17 protein-coding genes are annotated in these 22,324 nt (G+C 49.6%); 5 read left to right on the plus strand and 12 right to left on the minus strand.

Translation table 11 applies throughout. The features are described 5' to 3' along the window. Positions 1-330: 330 nt before the first annotated feature. From C8E01_RS13395 to C8E01_RS13405, 3 genes are all read left to right on the plus strand, one after another. The gene (locus C8E01_RS13395; protein WP_116543952.1) at positions 331-2,259 is read left to right on the plus strand and encodes a PrkA family serine protein kinase; all 1,929 of its coding nucleotides are present in this window, start codon (positions 331-333) and stop codon (positions 2,257-2,259) included. Between the two features lie 155 nt (positions 2,260-2,414). After that, positions 2,415-3,674: a YeaH/YhbH family protein gene (locus tag C8E01_RS13400; RefSeq protein WP_116543953.1), complete on the plus strand. Its 1,260-nt coding sequence runs from the start codon at positions 2,415-2,417 to the stop codon at positions 3,672-3,674. Positions 3,675-4,073: 399 nt separating this feature from the next. Next, complete coding sequence (locus C8E01_RS13405; RefSeq protein ID WP_116543954.1) at positions 4,074-5,588, plus strand: SpoVR family protein; 1,515 nt, start codon at positions 4,074-4,076, stop codon at positions 5,586-5,588. Between the two features lie 8 nt (positions 5,589-5,596). Here C8E01_RS13405 and C8E01_RS13410 read toward each other — a convergent pair whose 3' ends face one another. Then, positions 5,597-6,838, minus strand: a complete 1,242-nt coding sequence (locus C8E01_RS13410) for a cysteine desulfurase-like protein (protein WP_116543955.1) — start codon at positions 6,836-6,838, stop codon at positions 5,597-5,599. Between the two features lie 35 nt (positions 6,839-6,873). Next, entirely contained in the window at positions 6,874-7,341 is a 468-nt protein-coding gene (locus tag C8E01_RS13415; RefSeq protein ID WP_076666409.1) for a MaoC family dehydratase, read from the minus strand. A gap of 200 nt (positions 7,342-7,541) precedes the next feature. Between C8E01_RS13415 and C8E01_RS22080 the strand changes: the two genes are divergently transcribed. Both C8E01_RS22080 and C8E01_RS13420 read left to right on the plus strand, forming a co-directional pair. After that, positions 7,542-7,664 carry a hypothetical protein gene (locus C8E01_RS22080; RefSeq protein ID WP_262509645.1) on the plus strand — a complete coding sequence of 41 codons (123 nt, stop codon included), beginning with the start codon at positions 7,542-7,544 and terminating at the stop codon, positions 7,662-7,664. Positions 7,665-8,397: 733 nt separating this feature from the next. After that, a complete protein-coding gene (locus C8E01_RS13420; RefSeq protein WP_116543956.1) occupies positions 8,398-9,294 on the plus strand; it encodes an aldo/keto reductase in 897 nt (298 codons plus the stop codon). A gap of 10 nt (positions 9,295-9,304) precedes the next feature. Here the strand turns inward: C8E01_RS13420 and C8E01_RS13425 are convergent, their stop codons facing one another. The 10 genes from C8E01_RS13425 to C8E01_RS22110 form a co-directional block, all read right to left on the minus strand. Further along, a complete protein-coding gene (locus C8E01_RS13425; RefSeq protein WP_243409566.1) occupies positions 9,305-10,018 on the minus strand; it encodes a hypothetical protein in 714 nt (237 codons plus the stop codon). Between the two features lie 3 nt (positions 10,019-10,021). Next, positions 10,022-11,848 (minus strand): YncE family protein, encoded by a 1,827-nt coding sequence (locus C8E01_RS13430; RefSeq protein ID WP_116543957.1) that lies wholly within the window; start codon positions 11,846-11,848, stop codon positions 10,022-10,024. A 189-nt stretch (positions 11,849-12,037) separates the two neighbouring features. Continuing rightward, the gene (locus C8E01_RS13435; RefSeq protein WP_116543958.1) at positions 12,038-13,102 is read right to left on the minus strand and encodes a WG repeat-containing protein; all 1,065 of its coding nucleotides are present in this window, start codon (positions 13,100-13,102) and stop codon (positions 12,038-12,040) included. Between the two features lie 329 nt (positions 13,103-13,431). Next, positions 13,432-13,761: a hypothetical protein gene (locus tag C8E01_RS13440; RefSeq protein ID WP_243409567.1), complete on the minus strand. Its 330-nt coding sequence runs from the start codon at positions 13,759-13,761 to the stop codon at positions 13,432-13,434. 98 nt (positions 13,762-13,859) lie between these two features. Next, entirely contained in the window at positions 13,860-16,103 is a 2,244-nt protein-coding gene (locus C8E01_RS13445) for an FUSC family protein (protein ID WP_243409568.1), read from the minus strand. A gap of 52 nt (positions 16,104-16,155) precedes the next feature. Continuing rightward, the gene (locus C8E01_RS13450; RefSeq protein WP_116543961.1) at positions 16,156-16,554 is read right to left on the minus strand and encodes an NUDIX hydrolase; all 399 of its coding nucleotides are present in this window, start codon (positions 16,552-16,554) and stop codon (positions 16,156-16,158) included. Positions 16,555-16,590: 36 nt separating this feature from the next. After that, a complete protein-coding gene (locus C8E01_RS13455) occupies positions 16,591-19,755 on the minus strand; it encodes a DEAD/DEAH box helicase (RefSeq protein ID WP_116543962.1) in 3,165 nt (1,054 codons plus the stop codon). A gap of 40 nt (positions 19,756-19,795) precedes the next feature. Further along, on the minus strand, positions 19,796-20,761 hold the full coding sequence (locus C8E01_RS13460; RefSeq protein ID WP_243409569.1) for an HNH endonuclease: 966 nt from the start codon (positions 20,759-20,761) through the stop codon (positions 19,796-19,798). A gap of 203 nt (positions 20,762-20,964) precedes the next feature. Next, positions 20,965-21,267: a VOC family protein gene (locus C8E01_RS13465; protein WP_317046910.1), complete on the minus strand. Its 303-nt coding sequence runs from the start codon at positions 21,265-21,267 to the stop codon at positions 20,965-20,967. Positions 21,268-21,422: 155 nt separating this feature from the next. Beyond that, positions 21,423-22,310 carry an SRPBCC family protein gene (locus tag C8E01_RS22110; RefSeq protein WP_116543963.1) on the minus strand — a complete coding sequence of 296 codons (888 nt, stop codon included), beginning with the start codon at positions 22,308-22,310 and terminating at the stop codon, positions 21,423-21,425. Positions 22,311-22,324 lie beyond the last annotated feature (14 nt).

Below are 22,324 nucleotides of genomic sequence, written 5' to 3' on the forward strand. Positions count from 1 at the left end.
GGGCACAGGGGACAGCCCATTTTGTCGCCGAGCCACTCTTCCCCTGTTCCGGGCAATGGAAAGCAGCGCCCCTGCTTGATGTGTACGCGTACACGTTTCCTGCCCGCATACCTGTGCGCGAGCATATAGCCTCAGAATATACCAAAGGCCTGGCCATAGCGCAGGTGCCAGACAAACAAGCATAGCGGCATTCCTTTTTAATAAGGCATGCAGACCATAAAATAACTCAAATGATGACACATTCAGCTGACGGGCAGTAAACGGGCTCTTCTTTTCGGGGCTACTGCTTATTGCGCTCAGGTTTAAAATGATTCTCTAAAAATACGCCCTATGAACATTTTAGAAAAGATCAAGACCAATTACAGTGCCTCCATGAATGAGATGACAGTAGCTGCTTATCTTGAGGAGTGCCGGAAAGACCCGAAAATGTACGCCAAGCCCGCTGAGCGTATACTCGACGCCATCGGAGAGCCGGAAATGCTAGACACGCGCCAGGACCCCAAACTGAGCCGCATCTTCTCCAACAAAAAAATTAAGATCTACCCCGCCTTCCGCGATTTCTACGGAATGGAGAGCACCATCGAGCAGATTGTGTCTTACTTCCGGCACTCGGCGCAGGGCCTCGAGGAGAAAAAGCAGATCCTATACCTGATGGGCCCCGTGGGTGGCGGCAAAAGTTCTTTGGCTGAAAAGCTTAAGCACCTGATGCAGCAGAACCCCATCTACGTGCTAAAGGCAGACGACCAGATTAGTCCGGTTTTTGAGAGTCCGCTCGGGCTGTTTGCCGACTATGCCGAAGAACTGGAAGAAGAATACGCTATACCTGCCCGCTACATACCCGGTTGCATGAGCCCCTGGGCATCCAAGCGGCTGCGTGAGTTTGACGGTGACATCAACCGCTTCAAGGTGGTGCGGCTTTTCCCGTCCATTCAGGAGCAGATCGCGATTTCCAAGACCGAGCCCGGCGACGAAAACAACCAGGATATTTCTACTCTGGTAGGTAAAGTCGACATCCGTAAACTGGCCGATTACCAGCAGAGCGACCCGGATGCCTACTCTTATACAGGTGGACTGTGCCTGGCAAACCAGGGATTGCTGGAGTTTGTCGAGATGTTCAAGGCCCCGATCAAGGTGCTCAATCCACTGCTCACCGCCACCCAGGAAAAGAACTACAAAGGCACCGAACCGATCGGCGCTATACCTTTTGACGGCATTATCCTGGCGCACTCTAACGAATCGGAGTGGGCTAAGTTCCTCAACGACAAAAAGAACGAAGCCTTCCTTGACCGTATTTACAAAGTGCAGGTACCGTACTGCCTGCGCGTTAGCGAGGAGATCAAAATCTATGAAAAACTCATCCGGGAGAGCTCTCTGAAAGAGGCACCCTGCGCGCCGAAGACCATCGAGCTGCTGGCTGAGTTTTCGGTCATGTCGCGTCTGAAGGAGCCAGAGAACTCCAGCATCTACTCCAAGATGCGGGTGTACAACGGTGAGACTTTGCGCGAAACCGATCCGAACGCCAAATCCATACAGGAATACCGTGACGATGCAGGTATAAACGAGGGTATGCAAGGTATATCCACCCGTTTCGCCTTTAAGATACTATCTAAAGTGTTCAACTTCGACAGCGAGGAAATTGCTGCCAACCCGGTGCATTTGCTTTATGTGCTGGAGCAGGAGGTGATCAAAATGATGCTGCCGCCAGAAACAGAAAGTAAATACCTGCACCTGATCAAATCGGTACTGGCCAGCAAGTATGCCGAGTTTATTTCAGACGAGATCCAGAAGGCCTACATTGAGTCCTACAGCTCTTACGGGCAGAACATCTTCGAGAAGTACGTGGTATACGCCGACCACTGGATGCAGAACAACGATTACCGAGACCCGGACTCCGGAGAGATATTCGATCGCAGTATTTTGAACGAAGAGCTCGAGAAGATCGAGAAGCCGGCTGGAATCGCCAACCCGAAAGATTTTCGCTCCGAGGTGACGAACTTCTTCCTGCGCTTTAAGGCCAACCACGGTGGGCAAAGCCCACGCTGGGATTCTTATGAGAAAATCAAGAACGTGATCGAGAAGAAGATCTTCACCAACACCGAAGATCTGCTGCCGGTCGTTTCCTTCAACGTAAAGTCAAACGAGGAAGACGAGAAGAAACACCGCGACTTCACCCGCCGCATGCGCGACCGCGGCTACACCGACAAGCAGATCCGCATCCTGGTAGATTGGTTCATGCGGGTGAGAAAAACTATGGCATAAATTAGTTAAGAGTTAAAAGTTTAGAGTTGAAAGTGTGTTTCGGGAACATTATCAATTAATCTAACTGATCTCATGCTTCTAAGCTTACCGATGACTCAGGTGATCTTATTCAACTTCTTGCCAACTTTTAACTCATAACTCATAACTCTTTTCACATGTCCCACATCATCGACAGACGGAAGAACGACAAAGGGAAGTCTACTGGTAACCGGCAGAAGTTTTTGAGGCGGGTTGAGAACCAGATCAAGAAGGCTATACCTGACATCATCTCACAGGAGAGCATCAAGGACAGCAGTACCGGTGGTAATGTGAAGGTGCCTGTGCGCGGACTTGAGGAACCTACTTTTCACCACGACCCCAAAACCGGTAAAAAGCAAACTGTACGCCCCGGCAACGACAAGTATAGCGAAGGCGATCGCGTGCCGAAACCCAAAGGAGGTGGCGGAGGCAGCGGAAGGGGCAAGGGGTCTAACAGTCCGGAGGTGACCGAGGACGAATTTACCGTGGTGCTGTCGCGGGAGGAGTTTCTGAAGTATTTTTTTGACGACCTGGCGCTGCCCCACATGGTGAAGAAACTGATGGACAGCACCGATAATTTTGAGATGCGACGTGCCGGTTATACCCGCGACAGCGTTCCTTCCCGCCTCAACATCAAGACCAGTTACCAACAGTCGCTTGGGCGTCGACTGGCCCTGAAGGGCGTGCTGGACAAGAAGTTGGCGCTGCTGGAGGAGCAGCTGTCGCTGGCGACCGACCCTGAGCTTAAAGTTACGCTCGCTGAAGAGATGGAGAAAGTGCGGCGACAAGCCAATACGTTGCCTTTCTTCGAGGACATCGACCTGCGCTACAACAACTTTGAGCGGGTGCCTATACCTGTTACATCGGCGGTGATGTTTTGCATCATGGACGTGTCTGCCTCCATGGGGCAGCACGAGAAAGATATCGCCAAGCGTTTCTTCACGCTCCTTTACATCTTCCTGACCCGACAATATAAAAATGTAGAGCTGGTCTTTATCCGGCACCACACCGAAGCCAAGGAAGTGACCGAGGAGGAGTTTTTCAATTCACGCGAAAGTGGCGGTACGGTGGTGGCGCCCTCGCTCAAACTGATGGAGCAGATCATGCGAACCCGTTACGACGAGAGTTGGAACGTGTACTGCTGCCAGGCCTCTGATGGCGACGTGTGGTCGAAGCAGGATGCCACCGAATGCAAGCAGCTTTTACTGGAGAATATCCTGCCTGCGATTCAGTACATGGCCTACGTTGAGATCAGCAACAGTCCGCGCGAAAGTGACCTGTGGCAGGCATACAACCGCATCAGCGACGACGACTCCTTTGCGATACGGCAGGTATACGAACCCTACGAGATCTGGCCTGTTTTCCAGGGATTGTTCAAGAAGCGGAGCACTGTCTGAATCAGGATTTGCATGATTCTCGGGCACGATTATCATCCCCCAGCCCCCTTCAAAGGGGGACATCTGCAGGTGTAAATCTCTCTTATATCAATAGATCAAAGTAACTGCCTTTATGGACTCAACTAAGCTTATACCTATCAATTAGCAAGGTCAAAGGTCCCCCTTTGAAGGGGGTAGGGGGATGATAAGCTGGTACAGGTATACGGCCAACTAAAGTGCCTGTACCTGAGAGTTGGTAATCAAGAGAATCCCCCTTCCGAAAGTGGTAAGGGTGTGTTTTAGCAACTGCCTGACTCCCTTCAACCAAGATCCTTTCAGGATGACAGACAGAGAAGATAAATTCCCCTTTGGGGGTAGGGGCACTATATGAAGATTCAGACAAAAAATACATCAAGCACCATGACAGACAAAGAAAAATACCGGGCGATGTTTTGTGATCCGAACTGGGATTATGAAACGCTGCAGGCGGCGGACGAGGTGATCAGCCGGATCGGGCAGGAGTATCTGAAACTGAAAATATACCCGAACCAGATCGAGGTCGTGACCTCAGAGCAGATGCTGGACGCGTATGCGCTCACGGGCCTTCCCACCTCATACCCGCACTGGAAATTTGGGAAGGACTTCGTGCTTAACCAGAACAACTATACCAAGGGCCGCATGGGGCTTTCGTATGAACTGGTGATCAACTCCAACCCCTGCATCAGCTACAATATGGAGAACAACTCCACCTGCATGATGCTGCTCGTGATCGCTCACGCCTGCCAGGGACACAATGCCTTTTTTGCAAATAACTACATGTTTCTAGACTGGACCTCAGCCGATTCCATTGTCGACTACATGGCTTTTGCGCGGGAGTATGTGCTGCGTTGCGAAGAGGAGCACGGCGAAGAGGAGGTAGAAAAAGTGCTGGATGCTGCACACGCGCTCATGAACTATGGCGTCGACAAGTACCGGAAACCCTCAAAGCTGTCGGCGCTGGAGGAGAATGAACGTCTGAAGAAACTCACGCTGATCCGGCACGAAAACTACAACGAACTCTGGCGCACCCTGCCCCAAAGCACAGCCGAACTGGAAATAGGTACTCTGGACGAGGGGCGCTTCCCAAAGGAGCCAGAAGAAAACATTCTGTACTTTATTGAGAAATACGCCCCGACCATGCCACCCTGGAAGCGTGAACTGGTGCGCATCGTCCGCAAGGTGTCGCAGTACTTCTATCCGCAGGGTGCTACCAAAGTCATGAATGAGGGCTTTGCAACATTCGTACACTACCACATCATCAACAAGATGTTTGAGGAGGGCTACCTCAACGACGGCTTTATGCTGGAGTTTATCAAAAGTCACAGCAGCGTGCTTTTTCAGCCGGAATACAACAGTAAGTTCTACTCCGGGCTCAACCCCTATACCTTGGGCTTCAATATTTTCATGGACATCAAGCGTATCTGCCAGGAGCCGACTGAGGAAGACAAGATTTGGTTTCCGGACCTCATCGGCAAAAACTGGCTGGACCAGGTGCACTACGTGATGGAAAACTTCCGCGATGACAGTTTTATTTTGCAGTACCTCTCTCCAAAAGTGATCCGCGACATGAAACTGTTTACGATCATTGACAACGAAGGAGAGCCTGAGTTTGAGATAGGTGCCATTCACAATGAACGAGGCTACCGTCGCGTGCGCGAGCAGTTGGCAGCGCAGTACGACCGCTCCAGCCACATCCCTAACATCCAGGTAACCCGCGTAGACCGTCACCAGACCAGCAAGCTATACCTGACGCACTACATGCAGAAGGATCGCAAGCTCGAAACCAAAAGCGCCCGCCAGACCATGGCGCACCTTCGCTATCTCTGGGGCTTCCCCGTGGAGTTGCACTCTAAAAATAAGCTGGGGATCAACGAGAGTTCTTTTGAAATAAAGTAGTAGATGGCTTATCTGCTCACTTTTGTTTCGATGAACTCCCGCAACCCTTGCTCAAACAGGGCTACTTCCTCCAGGGTATTATAAGGCGCCAGGCCAATGCGCACCCAGCCGCCCATGGGGTTTACGCCAAGTTTGTCGGCCATGGTGCTGGCGTAGAAGTGGCCGTCGGCGATGCACATGCTGTAGTGTTCGGCAAACCAGCTCGTCACCTCGCGGGCTTTGATACCGGGAAGTGTGAAGGCGAAGGTTGGTGTTCTGTAGATTCCTTCCGGAGCACGGTATAGAATGAGACCAGGCACCTGGCGCAGGAAACTGTCAAGCCGGGCCGTCAGTTGTTGCTCGTGCTCTTCGATACGATGCATACCGGATGTCAGCCGCTCTCTTCGGGTCTTGCCTTCGCCCAGCTTTTCTATAAATGTGATAGCTCCGATCAGGCCGGCAATGGCTTCGTGGTTTTGCGTACCCGTCTCGAGTTTGTCGGGTATCTGCTGTGGGGCAGGGGCCAGTTTGTATACCTGCAGTTTCTCAAAAAGCGAAGCCGCGATGACAGCTATACCGATGTGCGGACCGAAAAACTTATAAGCTGAGCAGAGCAGCACGTCGCAAGCCAGTTCCTGGAAGTCGATGGGCAGATGCGGCACGGCATGTACGGCATCCAGCACTACAATCGCATTCACCTCTTTAGCCCGCGCAATCACTCGCTTCACATCCGTCACCGTTCCCGTCACGTTCGACGACATCCCCACCGCCACGAGCTTCGTTTTCTCGGTGATCAATTCATCCAGCTTATCCAGGTTCAAGATATAGGTTTCGGTGTTCAGCTCCAAGAACCGAACTTTCGCGCCTTTGTCAGCAGCCAGCGTAACCCAAGGGTCCACATTGGCGCGGTGGTCCATTTCAGTCACTACTACTTCGTCGCCAGAAGAAAAGAAGTTACCCAGGCTTCGGGCGATGCTGAAGGCCAGCGTCGTCATGTTCTGACCGAAAGCCACCTCCTCCGGAGCGCAATGCAGCAGATCCGCCATCGCCTTGCGGCCTTCCAGCAGCAGGTTGTCGGTGCCCACGCTGGTCGGGAAGGCGCCGTGCAGGTTGGCCATGCCACCCGTAATATAGGCCAGCATCCCGTCAATCGCTTGCTGCGCCATCTGGGTGCCACCGGGGCCATCGAAATAGATGAATGGCTTTTTATCACCGGATTCCTGCAAAGCCGGGAAGGCTGCGCGAAGTTTTTCTACTGCTAAAGAACTCATAAGCTATCTGTCTGGGTGACCCGCCAAAGGGCCGGTTAGTCGTTAAAGTGGTACAGGAAAGTCACCACGCCGGTATAAGCAGGTTTACGGCTGTTCTCGATTTCGAGGGTAACTTCGATCTGGGTTTTGGCAATGCCGCGCAGGTTTTTAACAGAAAGCATCTTAGCACGCAAACGCACCCGGCTGTTCACGGTCACGGCCTGGTTGAAGCGTAGACTTTCTATTTCGTAGTTCACCTGCATCTTCACATTCCCGATCTTCACGATCTGTCCCCACAAGTAAGGCAGCAACGATACTGTGAGGTAGCCGTGTGCGATTGTTGACCGGAAGGGGGTTTCGATGGTGGCGCGGTTCTCGTCGAGGTGGATCCACTGATGGTCGAGGGTAGCGTCTGCGAATTTCTTGATCTGCTCCTGCGTGATGGTGTGGTACTCCGATACGCCCAATTCTTTCCCCTGGTACGATTCCAGTTCCTCCAGGCTGTTGATGGTTAATTGACTCATGTTAGGTTTAGTGTTTGTGTTGGTGGTATAAACTTACGTTTTATTCTGGAAAATTAGTTATTCTCTATATTGATAATGCGGGTTTTTATATGGGGATTACTGAAGTTTTGTAATATCAGGTACGATGTAAGTAAAGGTTTAATGTAACTTATGGTTGTGCCTTAGGCCGGGTTGTAACTGGCGTAGCGGTTGCTCCTGTAATGGCGCGAGCGTCCACGCTCGTGACGGCTATGGTGGGGCCTCTGGCCCCTTTGTCTGGTATGCCTATACCTATACCTGGCGTAGCTGCTGCTATCGGTATAGCAAACTGTTTTGTTCTATAGCTTGCCCTAGCCGGGCGGGCCCTACTTTTTGTCTTGACACAAAAAGTAGGCAAAAAAGTCAAGACTATCCAAACTCGCTGAACGCTCAAACAGTGGATAGTCATTTTGTGTACCTGGCTCAGGTGATGTGTTTCATAGCTCAAGTGCAAGTTACTCTTGCTATAACTGCCAGTAGTCTGTGCTACAGCGCTTAAACCTATGAATTGGCAGCGTCAGAAGCACCCCTTCGAAGGGAGTAGGGGGATGACAATCGTGCAGATGAAACTACGACTACAAAGTCTATATCTGTAAAATAGCAGTTAAAAATTCCCCGCCTTAGATAAGGAGGGGTTAGGGGTGGTTGGACCCGGTATAGCGTAAGAGCTCTGCTGCAACTATAAAGCTTATACCTATAGTTGAGCAATAGCCGGAGATTCCCCTCTGGGGGTAGGGCCCTCTTTAAAGAGAGGGGCAGGGGTGTGGTCATAGCAACTGCTTAACCTCCGGGGGTAGGGGCCCTCTATTTCAACCAAGATCCTTTCAGGATGACAGACAGGAAAGCAGTAGCTGGAAAAGTCCCCCTTTGAAGGAGGATGACAATCGTGCACGGGAATCCTGCAAGTCCAATAATCCTACAAATCCTGATTCTGACAAAAAATCCCCTCCTGTTTTTAGGAGGGGCATGGGGAGGTTTCTCCCCAACCTTCTCCCATCAACCACGCTATAGTAATCAAGCACCCAAATCTCAACCACCATGAACTACAAACAGCTAGGTAAATCAGACCTGCGCATCAGTGAAATCGCCTTTGGCTGTATGTCGTTGGGCAATGACCAAGCAGCAAATAACAGGCTCCTGCACCGGGCGCTGGAGCGGGGGATCAACTTCTTTGATACAGCTGACCTGTACGACAAAGGGGCTAACGAAGAAACGGTTGGAAAAGCGTTTGCCGGAATGCGCGAGCGGGTGATCATTGCGACCAAAGTCGGAAACCAGTGGCGACCGGATGGGAGCGGCTGGGACTGGAATCCAACAAAAAGTTACATCCTGCAGGCCGTGGAAGAGAGTCTTCGGCGTTTGCAAACCGATTACATCGACCTCTACCAGTTGCACGGCGGCACCATCAACGACCCGATCGAGGAAACCATCGAAGCCTTCGAGCTGCTCAAACAACAGGGCAAGATCCGGCAGTACGGCATCTCATCTATCCGGCCTAATGTCATTCGGGAGTTTGTGAAGCGATCCCACATCGCGAGCGTGATGCTGCAGTACAGTTTACTCGATCGCAGACCCGAGGAGGAAGTGTTGGAACTGCTGCAGGCGCAAGGTATAGGGGTGCTGGCTCGTGGCAGTCTGGCGCAGGGGCTGCTGGCCGGAAAACAAGCCAAGCCATACCTGGGCTATACCTTAGAGCAGGTGCAGCAGGCGGCCGAGTCCATACGAACTTTGGCAGGTACGGAACGCAAGGCCGCTGAGGTAGCGGTGAGCTATACCCTGCACCACCCGGCGGTTAGTGCGGCAGTGCTGGGTATTCGCACGGAGGAACAGCTGGAGGACGCACTGCTGGTTGCGCAGGCTGCCAGACTCAAACCAGGTGAAATCGAAATGCTACAGGAGGCCTTGCCTGCCAACAGGTATACCGATCACCGCTAAGGCCGCTGCGCTACTTCATGATCGGAACAGAAATAGTCAGGTTTATACGCAGGCCGTTCCAGTCGGGCTTCAGCTTTTTATCTGAGTTGTTCAGGGTCAGGTAGCTATCCTGCTGACCGGGTAGGTGAAAAGGTCCGTTCATGCCTGCCAGGTAACCTGCCGACAACTCTACCGGCATGTTAAAGAAGGGGCGCTGCAGTCCTATGTATGGCTTCACTCCGAAACCGAAGGAGTTGAAATCACTCTCCGAAGAATCACGTGTGTCATAAATACGGCTGTAGGACAACATGCGCAGCCTGCTTAAAAAGCCATTCACTTCTATACCACCCATCACACTGATGCCACTGTTGCCAAGTGGCTTCCGGGTATTGATCAGGAAACCAAATGCGGTATAATTTACCAGGTTGTCTACCCGGATCTCGCCCGAATAATCCTCGTAAGCCACACGCCCGCCAGTAGAGCCGCGCTCTATAAATGTCCCGACCCTGGTCAGTTCCGTAAGATCTGTCGAGATGCCCAGTCCATATTGAAAATAAGGGCTGAAGCTATCGGTTGCCAGGGCGTTTACCTGCGTTTCGTAGATGATGCGTTGCTGAAACTCTTTCATCAGCGACATCTGAAATGTGCCATAGCCCAACCTCGGCGACACATATAAACCGCCTTGCGCCAGTGCGGAACCAGTCAGCAGTATACCTGCCAGCAATGTAAGAAGAAGGTGTCGCATGGCTTATAGTTGGATGAAACGCTCGTGAGAAAAAATCCGGTCTTTGTACACAAAGGCAATAACACCGTCTGCCAGTTTCAGCTTGCGCAGTCGCTGCCCTGTGTCAAGGTTGTAGACGTACAGGTTGCGGTCGCGGGCCATTTTTTCTTCGTACCCAAAGAGGTGGCTCGAACCTGCGTCTATTTCATATTGAAAGAGCTCTTTCTCGGTCGTTATGATCTTTTGCCGGGCTCCGGTTATGGTTGAATAGAGCGTGATCTTTTGCCCTTCTTTGTAGGCGTACAGCGGTTTGGTCGGGTGAAAAGCAAAGGCATATGTATCCTGCGTAACGTGGGCCTGATCCTGCCAGGTGCCATTGCTTTGTTCCAGGTAAATCGATTGGCTCACCCGCATGGCCCGCCCATCCGAACTGAGTTCGCTGTAGGCAGCCCCGATCTCTTTGCCGATGCGCGTCAGCACCTTGCGTCGCTCCATGTCCACCAGGTAGACAGTGTCCATACCCGTGGCTGTGTTCTGGGCCGCGATCATCAGCCTGTGGTTGTTGCTCACACCAATGCCGAAACTGTTGTAATCGGTATAGGGGAGCAGGTCGTGCAGTTGGTAGGTTTCAAGCGTCTGGAGTGTCGACGGGCTGATTCTGTGAATGACATCATTCAGCACGATATAGGCATAGCGGCCGTCCACGGACAGGGCACTCTTCGCCAGCCCGTGATCCATGGACTGGTAGCTCACGTCCCGCTGCTGCAGCACGCGCATAGCGGCGGCGTCATAGAGATAGAGCGTGCCCGCCTGCCAGATAAGGAAGCGGTCTGTGGCCGCACTGCGCAGGATGGTGGCATCTTCAAAAGGCCCCCAGGCCGTGCCGCGACCAGGTATGGTGTTGTAGGAGGCATACCAATTATCGTAATAACTTAACGACGCTTTGGTATAAGTCCTTAGCGTGCTTGGAAGGTCGCGCCCGAAACCAGGGTCTGGAAAGGTAACTACCGTATCATTTCTGTCATAGGTTTCAAAGAACCCCATGTCTGACGAGAGCACATAGGATTTAAAGCTCTTGAAAGGAGTCGAGCTGAACGTGATCTTCACCTGGTTGTCCACTTCATAAGATGCCTTCAGGATGGCAGGCATTGGGTAATGGTAGGAGGCGGCGGTTCCTGCGGTGCCCGTTGAGTACTTTTTCTCATCCAGGTGCACCACGATCCAATAGGTTACCGGGCCACCGATATAGTTATCGTCTGTCCAGGAAGTTGTGTTCGGGTCGGTAGTGCTTGCCAGTATGTGCGGCGGAAAATCCGACAATTGCCTGACAAGGTCCATGCTCTTGAACAGCAGGCCGGTGTAAGGCTCCGATGTGATGTGCAACTGACCGTCTTCAGGAGCAATGTGTGTGACTGCGGGAGCAGTAGGAGCGCTGTTGTAGATCTGCACAACCCAGGTACGCGATACCTGAATAGCCTCGGCTCTGTACTTGTCGGCCAGACTGCCGGTACCCGATCGGATGTAGGCGGTATACCTGAGCGTGTGGAAGCCATCGCTATACTTCTCGGATTGAAAGTAATAGGCGCCCCCTTTACTATCCCCGTTCGAGAGCATCTGATCACCCAACTCCAGCGTGTGCCCATAGTACTCACGGTCGGGCAAAAACACGTTAAAATACAGGTTCAGGTCGCCCCGCACAAAAATGGTGTCCTGCTGATCGGTCAGGGTGATATCAGCCAGAACCTGCTGGTTGGGGTTGATCTCTTCAAAGTGGCTGCCCGAGGGACTGTAATCGCAGGCAAGTAACAGGCACGACAGAATGCCAAAACACAGACGTAAAAGTTGCTTCATAGGCTGGTAAGGGGCTAAAAAACAGCGAGGTATAGCGCTACGTAAATATACAGCTTGTCCTGTATTTTCAACCGACTGGAAGCAGAAATATATGCTGCAGCCATGGAATAGTTGGATCAGCCAGAACAGAAGGTATACCCGGTGTTATTTTATACCTGTTTCCAGGTATACGGCTTTCCTTTCTTTCAATTAATCACACTTTTTCGTTCCTACTTTCCCCTCCCTGGTCAGGTATACGGTCTGGCCGTCCTTCTTCAGTTCAATGCAGTTGTCAGAAGCATAGAACATAACGGGTTTATCGAAAACGGGGCCTGTTAAGTCTTTTCCCGACTTATCTACATACCCAAACTTATACTGGTCTTTGGCAGGACCATCCTGGCGGTAGTAATAGAACTGCTTGCCGATGTCATCTGTAATGTAGTCGTACCAGGCTGTAAACTGTTTGCCCTCCGCTGTAAACAGTGCCTCCTTCTGAGCTGCGTTTCTTACATTGAAAATCTTGTTGTCGCTCCCCGAACTGATCTTCTCGTACTCAAAAGGGATCACTGTATTTCCTTGCTCGTCCATTACACCCGCTTTGCCTTTCAGCACCAGGATGACCAGGCCGTTTCTGTAATAAGTGTACTCGTCATCGTAGATAAGCGGCACGAGCACTTCGTGTGTTTTTTTGTCGATGAACCCACATTTACCGTTCTGGCAAACCAGGTAGCGCGGGCCCTGGCTGTCCACACTGTCATAAATTGGTTTGAGCAAGTAGGAGCCGCTTTCTCCGTCAATCAGAGCTTCTTTGCCGTTTACCGTGATCATGATCTCAGCGCCATGGTAGCCCTGTAATACGGCCCCTGCCGGCAGGATGCTGCTCCCTGTTTCCGTGATGATATCCGTTTTGCGCTTCCCCTCCACCTGGTACTCCACATAGAATACATCGGTGCGCTGAAAGAATACCTCCAGTTTGCTGTACTGGATCGGCAGAAGCAGCTTCTGCTCCGTATCCATGAGCCCGAATTTTCCGTCCAGTTCCACTCTGATGTGAGGCTCATATCCTTTGTACGCCACGGAGGTATACCTGGCGGGCACTACGACCTTTCCATCGTAATCAGCGAGGCCAAATTTCCCTTTCTCTTCGATAAGCGTGTAGTACATTTCCAGCTGTATCTGCTGTGGTGGCATTTCATCCAGTTCTTCAATTAACTGTGCGAAAGCAGGGACGAATGGGAGCGAAAGAAAAATGACAAGAAGTAAAAGTTGCTTCATAAGCGGTGTGGTTTGAAAATGGGTGTAGTGTATAAATATTAAATATATGCTATATAAATAAGCCACGCAATTTTAGGTATAGCATCGGGCATTACGGAAAACAAAAAAGCAGCAACCGCTATGGCTACTGCTTTTCAAAATAGTGTGGGTATACCTGCCTAGTGGGACAGGGCGTATGTGTTAGTCGTAGCTTTTCTTTTTCTTCTCGAGTTTAGCCGCCTGCTTTTCCTTTGGAGTTTTGGCCGGCTTTTTCTTTACATCCTTTTTTGCGTCTTGTGACTTTGCCATAGGTATAGATTTAAGGTATAGAATAAAGGTACGTAATTTTTTTATTCGTAATGCACCTCCAGCTCATCTTCCGCCAAACCGAAGGCAATTCCCCGCATCAGAATCTGGGCGTTGGGGTGGGTGGGTTCCTGTAGGTCCTGCTCTATCTCGCTGATGCTCATGCCCAATGTGTCGCCTCCAAAAATGCGGATGCGCAGCGACCGAGTGCTTTCAATTTCGTCTTCGTCCTCGTTTTCCTCGTCGGCATCCGCCTGCAGCTGCAGTTCCATTTCCTGCAAACGCCCGATCAGGTTGTCGCGGTCTATTTCCTGGTCCAGGAACTGGCCGAACAACTGCCGGGCCATGGGGGAGTAGTGGGGTTGGTGGGGCATGGGTGTTATTTGTTTTAATAATAATTAAACGCAAGATAGGGGAAATGTGCCTGAATTGCCGCCCCTTTATACGTAAGAGCAAAGGCAGCTCACAAACCTCAGGCCAGTCCCTCCACCGCATGCTTCAGGTTACCGGAGATGGTGTGCAGCCACTTCAGCTGATCCGAAATCAGGCGGGCTTCCTTCAGGTTTTTGAGGAAGCCGGGGGCGATGGGCTTGTACGTGGCGCCGGCCAGCTCGCGGGTGCGTATGGCAACCAGTTCGTTATACCTGCCCTCCAGGTGGTCGTAAGCTTCCACCAGCTCTTTCTTCATCACTTCTTCTGCCTCTGCCTCCTCTTGCAGGGTCTGCAGCGCCTGTGCCAGGTTGGCGTCTATCGATTTGATGATCAGGTGCAGGTCTTCCGAGGCAGCCTCAGTCTTATTGTCCCGGATAAAGGTGCCCAGCGCAGCCGCAGCCGCCAGGAAGGTATGGTTCAGACCGACGATCTCATAGATCTCCATCAGCTTCTGCTGCGCAGACTTCGGCTCCTGGCTCATCCGCTGGAAAGCCGCATTCAGATTGCCCATTTGCAGGAAGGCTTCTTTTCTGGCGAGTTTGTAGGTTGTGGTGTTCTTCGATTTTTGATGACTATACCTGTCTATCTCGGCCAGGTAGCTGCGGTTGGCGTGCAGGGCCTTCACAATATTTCCTTTGATGCTTAGCAACTCCCACGAAGGCCACAAAAAGGAGATAGCTAGTGTAGCAATGGCAGCGCCTGTCAGGGTATCGATCACCCGGAACTGGATCGCGTCGAAGGCATCCGGAGAGATGAGGGCATAGATAAAGATAACGCCGGTAGTTACGAAAATAGAGGAGGTGCGGTAGTTTCGCTGCACAAAAGCGAAAGAAAGAACCAGCGAAACCAGCGCCAGCACGCTATACAGGTATACATTCTGCACCAGAAGCACCACCGCGCCTGCTATCACGGCACCAAGCAAAGTACCATAAAGCCTGTGCTTCGACCGCTCCTTCGTTAAGGTATAGCCGGGCCTCAGGATGACCACGATCGTGAGCAGGATCCAGTAAGCGTTTTGTATCGGAAAGATGATGCCCAGCACATAGCCCAGCAGCATCGCGATGGTCAGTCGGCCGGCATGCTTAAAGATGGGAGACTCAGGGGAAAAGTTATCCCGTAAGATCCGCACATCATAATCCTGCTGGGTGATAAACTGCCGTCTTTCCCTGTTTTGTAGGCCAATATTTTGCTGCTCCTCCAGGTCCAGGTATACCCGCTCGATGGAGGTGATCTTTTGCAGCAGCTTTTCTTCGTAGTCCAGCAGGTTGTGGAGCAGGAGCGCCCCCTCCCGGGCCTGGGGCAGTTTCAGTTCTTCCACGTATTGCCGGATGCTGTCGTTGCACTTCTGCAGCAAGGGCTCCAGGTCTTTCTCTGCTGACAGGGCAAGCCCCTGTTGCATGCTGTCGGCCAGGTCGTCCAGCTTGGCAGACAATTCAAAAACCAGCTTAATGAAAGGCAACAGCACCCTGACGGATTGCCCGAACAGTGCTCTAGCCCGCTCATAATTGGCCGGGTTGGCTAGCGATAGTTCCAGGATGTCGATCAGCTCAATAAAGATCAGGAGCTGCTTGCGGTGGTAGTTGGAGGTGCCGGAGCTTTGTCTTTCGTGCAGGAGCACTTCGCGCAAGGCCTCGTGCGTCTCATTTAGTTTCACCTGCAGGTTGTAGAGTTCCTTCTGCAGCGCCTCCTGGTCCGGGCTCTCGGTTGTCAGCTTGCCACGCAGCTGTATGTAACGGGCTGTCTGCCGCAGACAGGTAATGATCAGGTTTTCGGTTTGTCGCCTTTGCAGCAGCGAATGGAAGACAAGTGAAAGCAGCAGGGCCCACAGACCGCCAACCCCTAGCAGCAGGCCGTGTATAAAAATGTCGGCACCGGTATGCGCGTGCACAAAACTCAGCACAATGGCCATCAAGCCGGCAAACGATACCAACGATGCCCGGAAGCCATAAACAGAGATGAAGGAGATGGTGAACACCAGCACTGCCAGCACCGGGAGCAGCAGGTATAGACTCACCGATGCCAGGCCAATGGCTATACTGGCCAACACGACAATAGCAGCCGATACGAGGATGCCGACGGTTTTATGCTTTCGGCTGCCCGGCACATCACTCCCCGAAGCCAGCACAACACCCATGGCGACGCTTAGGAAGTAGGGCACCTGCTCAAGCCATAGCCCCAGCGAAACAGGCACAGCGGCACCAAAGGTGATCACCAGCGCCTTTACAAAGTCGGTACTCCTGAAAAATTGTCTCAACTCCTGCAGCATACCGCAAATGTACGGCAAGTGCGGGGGAGAAGCTGTGTCTGGTGGGGGAAGTTTTAGAAAGTGCTGTAGGTTACTGGAGAAGCTTCCGCTCTTTCAGCCAGTCGAAAATGATCTGGTCAACAGGCGACACGGCCTCTCTGTCCTGATAGGTAAACCACACCACTTCTTCTATTTCACTGGCAGCGGCAATTTTGCCTGTATAGTTACCGGTATAGCAGGTCATTTGCACCTGCACTCCATCCGGATGGCTATCGGCCTGCGCCTGGAATATACCCAGAAATCGGGTGCTGGCCTCGATCAGAGAAATGCTGAGCTCTTCGTTTATTTCACGCGACAGTGCCTCGAAGTCGCTCTCGCCCGCTTCGCGTTTCCCGCCAGGAAAATAGTATTTGGTTCTGCCCTTGCTGCGGGTACTCAGTATTTTACCGTCCCGGATTTCGATCCAGGCGAGTTTGTCGATCAGCTTCAATCCTGTAATGTTTCTTTAAGTTAAGTCTAGTTGAATTTACCCCACTGCCATTTTAGCGGCGCCTTTCCACAAGAAAGCGGGCATTGGTTCGTGTAATTCCCAATTTATACTCATAGGTTTAGACCCTTTATGTGTCACATAATCTACAGGACCTAAGAAGTAATAAGGACTCGTAAAACCATATGCGTCTTTCTTCTCCTCCCGCACAAACAACAGAAGGCGCTTCTCATTCTCTCGGTGCATGATGTAGGAAATACCTACAGGACTCTCAGGAGCTGTTTTGTTTTGTGACTGCCAATGGAATATCTTTTCGTTAATAGCATAGTCTTCATACTGGGTACTTGGAGAGAAGTCTTTGTCTGACTTGTTAAGGGTAACGAGCAGGAGTTCTGTATTAAGAGCAGGTATATTGATCACACCTTCCTGTGAAGGAAATGCCCTTTCAGGAGTAGTTTTACCAAAAGCACACAATATTTCATCTCTTGAATAACGAGCATGTAATTCTAGTGCTAACGGATAACCTAATGTTACTGCTTTGGTAGTATGTTCAAGTTGGCTTCTTAAATAGGAAATGATTTCTCTCAATTCACTTTTAAGAACAGTATAGTTTCCAATTGCCTGGAGCCCTTCTTTAATATTAGTAAAGCCATACTCTCCTATTCCTTTTTGCCAAATGTCATAGTAAAACATTAGGGCGAACTGATTGTCTAGTCCGTCAGTATCAGTGTAATCAAAATCATGCTCAACAAGATTGGTAATAAACTGTAAATAAGAAGGGGAGTCAATTTGTACAACTCGCTTTAAACCTTTCTCTATTTGGGTATGATATCTAACTATCTCGTAATTTAAAATTCCTGCATCTCTTTTTAATTCAGACCAAGTAGTTGTACTGTAGATGGTGCGGATATCCAATTGGTGATACCTTAGAAAGTTAGCCAATGTCAGCTCCTGATGTGCATAATGCCTAAAGCTGGCAACTTCACGTCGTAATCTGCGGAGATTAAAAACCGCACTTCTAATATTATCTAAAATATACTCCTTTGCATGCTTTTCCATCCTGATGTTACAGCCCGGAGGGAGGTGCGGGAAGTTGTTCTCGATTTCTTTCTGAATGTTAAATCTTGATTTGCCGGCTAATGCTCTAAATTTATCGGCAAAGTTATAGTTAACGTGCGCTTGGCTCACAAAGTCAAGTACCGTTAAGCATTCTTTTCCTTCTGAAATTCTTAGGCCGCGACCCAACTGTTGCAGGAATACTGTTAAACTTTCTGTTGGGCGTAGAAACATCACAGTGTCAATTTCAGGTATATCAACACCTTCGTTAAATATGTCAACGACGAAAACAAAGTTGACCTCACCTATTATTAGCCGCTGCCGAATTGTTGCTCTTTCTGTATTATTTCCGTTTCCACTTACTAGAGAAACGGCTCTGTAGCCTGCTGCATTAAACGCGTCGCTCATAAATTGAGCATGAGCCTTTGAGCTACAGAAGCCGAGGGTTTTCGATTCAAATGGATCTGTCAGGTAATATTCAACGGCATCTAGAATCAAAGCCGCTCTTTGTTTGGTCGAAAGTACTGCTGTAAGATCAGTGGTGTTATACCTGCCAGCTTCCCACCTCACGTTTTTAAGGTTTACACTTTTTTCATCGGAGATACAGAAATATTGAAAAGGGCTGAGCAGTTTTAAGGTAAGCGCATCTGCTAGCCTTATTTCAGCTGATATTTTATCATTGAAATCTGGCAGCAGGCTCCTGCCGTCCATCCGATCTGGTGTTGCCGTCAGTCCAAGTAGAATCTTTGGCTCGAATAGATCAAAGATGATTCGATAGGTTTCCGCTTGGCTGTGGTGTGCCTCGTCTATTATAATGAAATCATAATAATCAGCTGATAACCTCTCTTGGAAGAAATGTTTTTGGGAATAGAAAGTTTGAATGGAAACAAAAAGATGCTGTAAGTCCCCATCCTGCGGTACATGGTTTCCTACCCATAATTGGCCAAAGTCGTTAAACCCAGAACCTAGGACAGCTCTAAAAGAAGCAATAGCTTGCTCTAAAATTTCTTTCCTGTGCGCAATAAATAATAAGTTGGCTTTGCCTTTTTGTGCCAGGTAAAACCGTTGGTAATCGAAGGCAGAAATAATGGTTTTACCTGTGCCTGTAGCAGCTACAACAAGGTTTCTAAAGTTACTGTGAATCTCCCTTTCTACCTTTAATTTCTCTAATACCTCTCTCTGAAAAGGGAAGGGGTTTATCTTAAAATAATTTGTTAACGAAACCACATTATCGCGCTGCTTTTCATTCTTAATAGCTTCTTTAAATTTAGCAATACCACCTATTGATAAATCTTCGAAGTCGATACTATTCCAATAATGATCGAAGGTGGCTTTAGCCTTTTCTATTATGTGAGGGTTCTCTTGGCTAGTTACCCTTAAATTCCATTCAAGGCCTTTGGTTAAAGCGGATTTTGAGAGATTGGAGGAACCTATGAATGCAGTATTAAAATCTGTATTTCGTTCGAAAATATAGGCCTTAGCGTGCAATCGTTCAATTTTTGTCTGGTAAGAAATTTTAATGCGCGTATTGGGCAGCTTTGATAAAAAATCTAACGCTCTCGCTTCTGTAGCACCCATGTATGAAGTCGTGATAATCCGAAGCTCAGCACCTTCACGGTTCGTAAACTCTCTGAGAGCACGTTCAAAAATACGTAGGCCTGACCAACGAATAAATGATACAATCCAATAGATTTTGTCCGCAGATAAAATGTCGCGCTCTATTTCTGTATCAATTGAAATATCGGAGTTACTTCCTGTAAATAAGTTACTCACTGATAAACCAGTCTGAGGAATTTTACGGTTCAGGTCGTCGAATAATTGTTTATCTGTTTTGCCAATTTTAGATAATACAGCAGTGAGTATATACCCCTCATGATAAATCAGACTATTACTCGCCTCCAGGTTTATTTTCTCGTCTACAAACTGAATGATCTCATTGCAGAACTGTACCTGTTTCCTCAAATCATCCTTCTTTAGCTCCCGCAATGCTAATTGAATCAAATCGATCAAATATTCAGAAAGAATCTTAGCAGCTTCTTCTTTATCTATTTCTACTTGGGCTATAAAGAACTTTTCAGCTGATAAAGTATCAATTTTGTCTTTTAGAGCAGTGGTGATAAGCTGTTCGTAAATACCTTCTTTGAGCATTCTCTAAGGGTTAGGCTGGGTAAGAAAATTATGAGAAGATTTAATTTTTAAATACATGCTGACGGTGCCAGGCAAGGTTTGAAGCGTTCGGGAAATGCTTTTCACCAAAAGGCAACGTTAGTGGCTTGCCTCTAAGATGCAAAAGGGCATAGTTGTTTGATAAGTCTTCTGCAATTGTATTTGAAACCAGCACTTTTAACTTTTCATCTACTGAGATAAGTCCGCGATCAAAGGCACGGTGAAGGTTAGGACATAGGGCTAAACCATTATTGATCTTGTCGTCTTTACTGAGGCTGAAAGGAACAATATGACAAGCATCAATCATAGAAAATCCGTGATTGGAAACCAAACGCATACCTGAAATACAGCAGGTATGGTTGTAAACTTGCGGGACAAGTTTTTTGAACATCCCGCCTCGTATAAAAGCTTCTTCTTCGTCAGTTTCATTCAATGCCAAGGTATAGATGGCAGGACTCTCGTTAAGGAGATAGCTTTGCAGGTTTTGAATGTACCCACCTTGTTTAGTATTAAGATACTCAGCTTTTGTATTGGGGAAATAGTGGTCTAGTATAGCAGTCTTCAAAATATTGCGAGACGCTGTGTCTAGAAGTAAGGTATAGAGGTCTTCAGCAAAGTAACCGAAATCCACTACTTCACTAAGGGTATGGATGCTTCTAATGTGTACCTGGAGAACTCTACCCGTTTTTGTTCTAACACTCCAAAATCCTTCGGTTGCCAAGTGATAAAAAGGCAAAGAGAAGTCAGTTGTGTGCGCTGTCCTCACCAGTAGTGCAAAAGTCTCCTTAAACTGCGCCACCAGCTCCGGTGAAATGTATATCCTGTTTTCTGAAAGCTCGCCTTTCTCAAATAACTCTATAAAAGTCAGCAACAGAACCGGTTTGTGTGGGGCTTTGCCATATTGAGTCACGCCCTGGCGCAACTTCGTAAATTTCTTCAGGTAGATCTTGAGTGCCGGAGTGTTTGGGACGGTGCTCATCTGTTTCATCCCGACAATATAGCGATTTACTGATAGACTTATATTTTAAAATTAAGTCGCTATTAGCTATCTAAAGTAAATGTTATACCTAGGAGGCTGTCCAACCGAACTGGTGCCAGCCATAAGCGAAAGCTATACTTACGTGCAATAGCAAAGAGAACTAGCAAAAGAGCCGCCTTCCATAACTGAAAGAGTGGCTCTTTTGTATTTTGTTATTTCTGATCGCAGTTGAACATCCAGTGGACGCCGAATTTGTCTTCGCAACTGCCGTAGTAGTCGCCCCAGAACATATCCTGCAGTTCCTGTTCTACTTTGCCGCCTTCCGAAAGCGCCTTGAACAGGCGCTCCGTTTCTTCGCGGGAGTCGGGGTGCAGGGTGATGTACACATTGTTGCCCTTCGTTAGCCGGAAGCCCATCGATTCAGGCGCGTCCGTTCCCATGAGCAGGTGTCCGCCCAAAATCGGCAAACCGATGTTCATGATCAGGTTTTTGTCTGCTTCAGGTATAGGCGGCATGTCCTCGGAAGGAGGGATGTCGCCAAAACGGGAAATGCTCCCGATAAACTAGGTCCCGAAAACGGATTTGTAGAAAAGGAAGGCTTCCTCGGTCTGGTTCGTGATTTGAGGTAGGTGCTTACTGTTGCCATCGTTTTATTTTGTGGGTTAAAAGTTTAGGATCCGGTTTCACTTAGGGCCTTTATTTTCTGCAGCGCCTTGGGCCAGGTTTCCGAAAAGTGGGCTTCATACTCCTGGTTCGTGTCCACGTCAACGGCCAGTAGCGTTTCGCCCTGCTTTTCGGTAAAGGTATAGTTCTCCAGCGCACCCGCCCATTCGGCTACTTCCGGTCCGCTCGTAATTTCCGTGTCGCCCTGCACCAGACCCAGGTGCTCGATGCTGATAAACTGGTTCGGAATGTTCTCCTTTATTCGGCTGACCATGCCACCGGCAACGCCCTTATCGTCCAGACCCAGAAACTGTATGTTAGCGCCTTTTTCCCAGGAGCCCTTGTAATGCGAGGTCGGGTGAAACACGGCGGTCCAGGCCCTGTACTGCTCCGGGTCGAGCATGGTGCGGTATACCTTTTCGGCGGGCGCCTGTATGCTGATCTCGTAGTGCAGCGTGCGGGGCTTGGCAGCAGCTTCTACGTAGTTTTTAAAGTTATCCAGAATGGCCTGCCAGCCCGCCTGTTGCATCTCCACCGAATGGCTTGGGTCTGCATCAAAGATTTCCGTGACACGGGTTTCATTGCCAGCCGGCTCAAACTTGATCTCTACTTTTCGGCCGTCCTCCAGGGCGTAGGCAATGCGCTTGTGTTTCTGCACATCGGTGTAAGTGCCGTTGAAGTCAAAGCCCATGCTGCCGTCTTTGGCCTCCATTCTGGAGAGGAACGTGCCACCCACCTGCAGGTCGTTTTCTGCGCGTGGGGTATGCCAGTCATCGGAGGCATTGTTCCATCTAGTGATGTGCTGCGGATCTGTCCAGCATCGCCAGACTTTCGCAACCGGAGCCTGCACGTTTGCGCTGATGGTTACGGACGTGGTTTTTGAAGTGTTTTCCATAGTATTTAGCTTAT

Origin of the sequence: Pontibacter virosus (genome assembly GCF_003096355.1) — a bacterium.
GTDB classification, from domain to species: Bacteria; Bacteroidota; Bacteroidia; order Cytophagales; family Hymenobacteraceae; genus Pontibacter; species Pontibacter virosus.

What these genes read in the sequence shown, in the direction of transcription:
- C8E01_RS22080 (WP_262509645.1), top strand. Translation starts at nt 7,542, where the DNA reads ATGGCGCGAGCGTCCACGCTCGTGACGGCTATGGTGGGGCCTCTGGCC.
- C8E01_RS13410 (WP_116543955.1), bottom strand. Translation starts at nt 6,838, where the DNA reads ATGAGTTCTTTAGCAGTAGAAAAACTTCGCGCAGCCTTCCCGGCTTTG.
- C8E01_RS13455 (WP_116543962.1), bottom strand. Translation starts at nt 19,755, where the DNA reads ATGCTCAAAGAAGGTATTTACGAACAGCTTATCACCACTGCTCTAAAA.
- C8E01_RS13420 (WP_116543956.1), top strand. Translation starts at nt 8,398, where the DNA reads ATGAACTACAAACAGCTAGGTAAATCAGACCTGCGCATCAGTGAAATC.
- C8E01_RS13460 (WP_243409569.1), bottom strand. Translation starts at nt 20,761, where the DNA reads ATGAAACAGATGAGCACCGTCCCAAACACTCCGGCACTCAAGATCTAC.
- C8E01_RS13415 (WP_076666409.1), bottom strand. Translation starts at nt 7,341, where the DNA reads ATGAGTCAATTAACCATCAACAGCCTGGAGGAACTGGAATCGTACCAG.
- C8E01_RS13430 (WP_116543957.1), bottom strand. Translation starts at nt 11,848, where the DNA reads ATGAAGCAACTTTTACGTCTGTGTTTTGGCATTCTGTCGTGCCTGTTA.
- C8E01_RS13425 (WP_243409566.1), bottom strand. Translation starts at nt 10,018, where the DNA reads ATGCGACACCTTCTTCTTACATTGCTGGCAGGTATACTGCTGACTGGT.
- C8E01_RS13435 (WP_116543958.1), bottom strand. Translation starts at nt 13,102, where the DNA reads ATGAAGCAACTTTTACTTCTTGTCATTTTTCTTTCGCTCCCATTCGTC.
- C8E01_RS13405 (WP_116543954.1), top strand. Translation starts at nt 4,074, where the DNA reads ATGACAGACAAAGAAAAATACCGGGCGATGTTTTGTGATCCGAACTGG.
- C8E01_RS13400 (WP_116543953.1), top strand. Translation starts at nt 2,415, where the DNA reads ATGTCCCACATCATCGACAGACGGAAGAACGACAAAGGGAAGTCTACT.
- C8E01_RS13465 (WP_317046910.1), bottom strand. Translation starts at nt 21,267, where the DNA reads ATGCCGCCTATACCTGAAGCAGACAAAAACCTGATCATGAACATCGGT.
- C8E01_RS13440 (WP_243409567.1), bottom strand. Translation starts at nt 13,761, where the DNA reads ATGCCCCACCAACCCCACTACTCCCCCATGGCCCGGCAGTTGTTCGGC.
- C8E01_RS22110 (WP_116543963.1), bottom strand. Translation starts at nt 22,310, where the DNA reads ATGGAAAACACTTCAAAAACCACGTCCGTAACCATCAGCGCAAACGTG.
- C8E01_RS13395 (WP_116543952.1), top strand. Translation starts at nt 331, where the DNA reads ATGAACATTTTAGAAAAGATCAAGACCAATTACAGTGCCTCCATGAAT.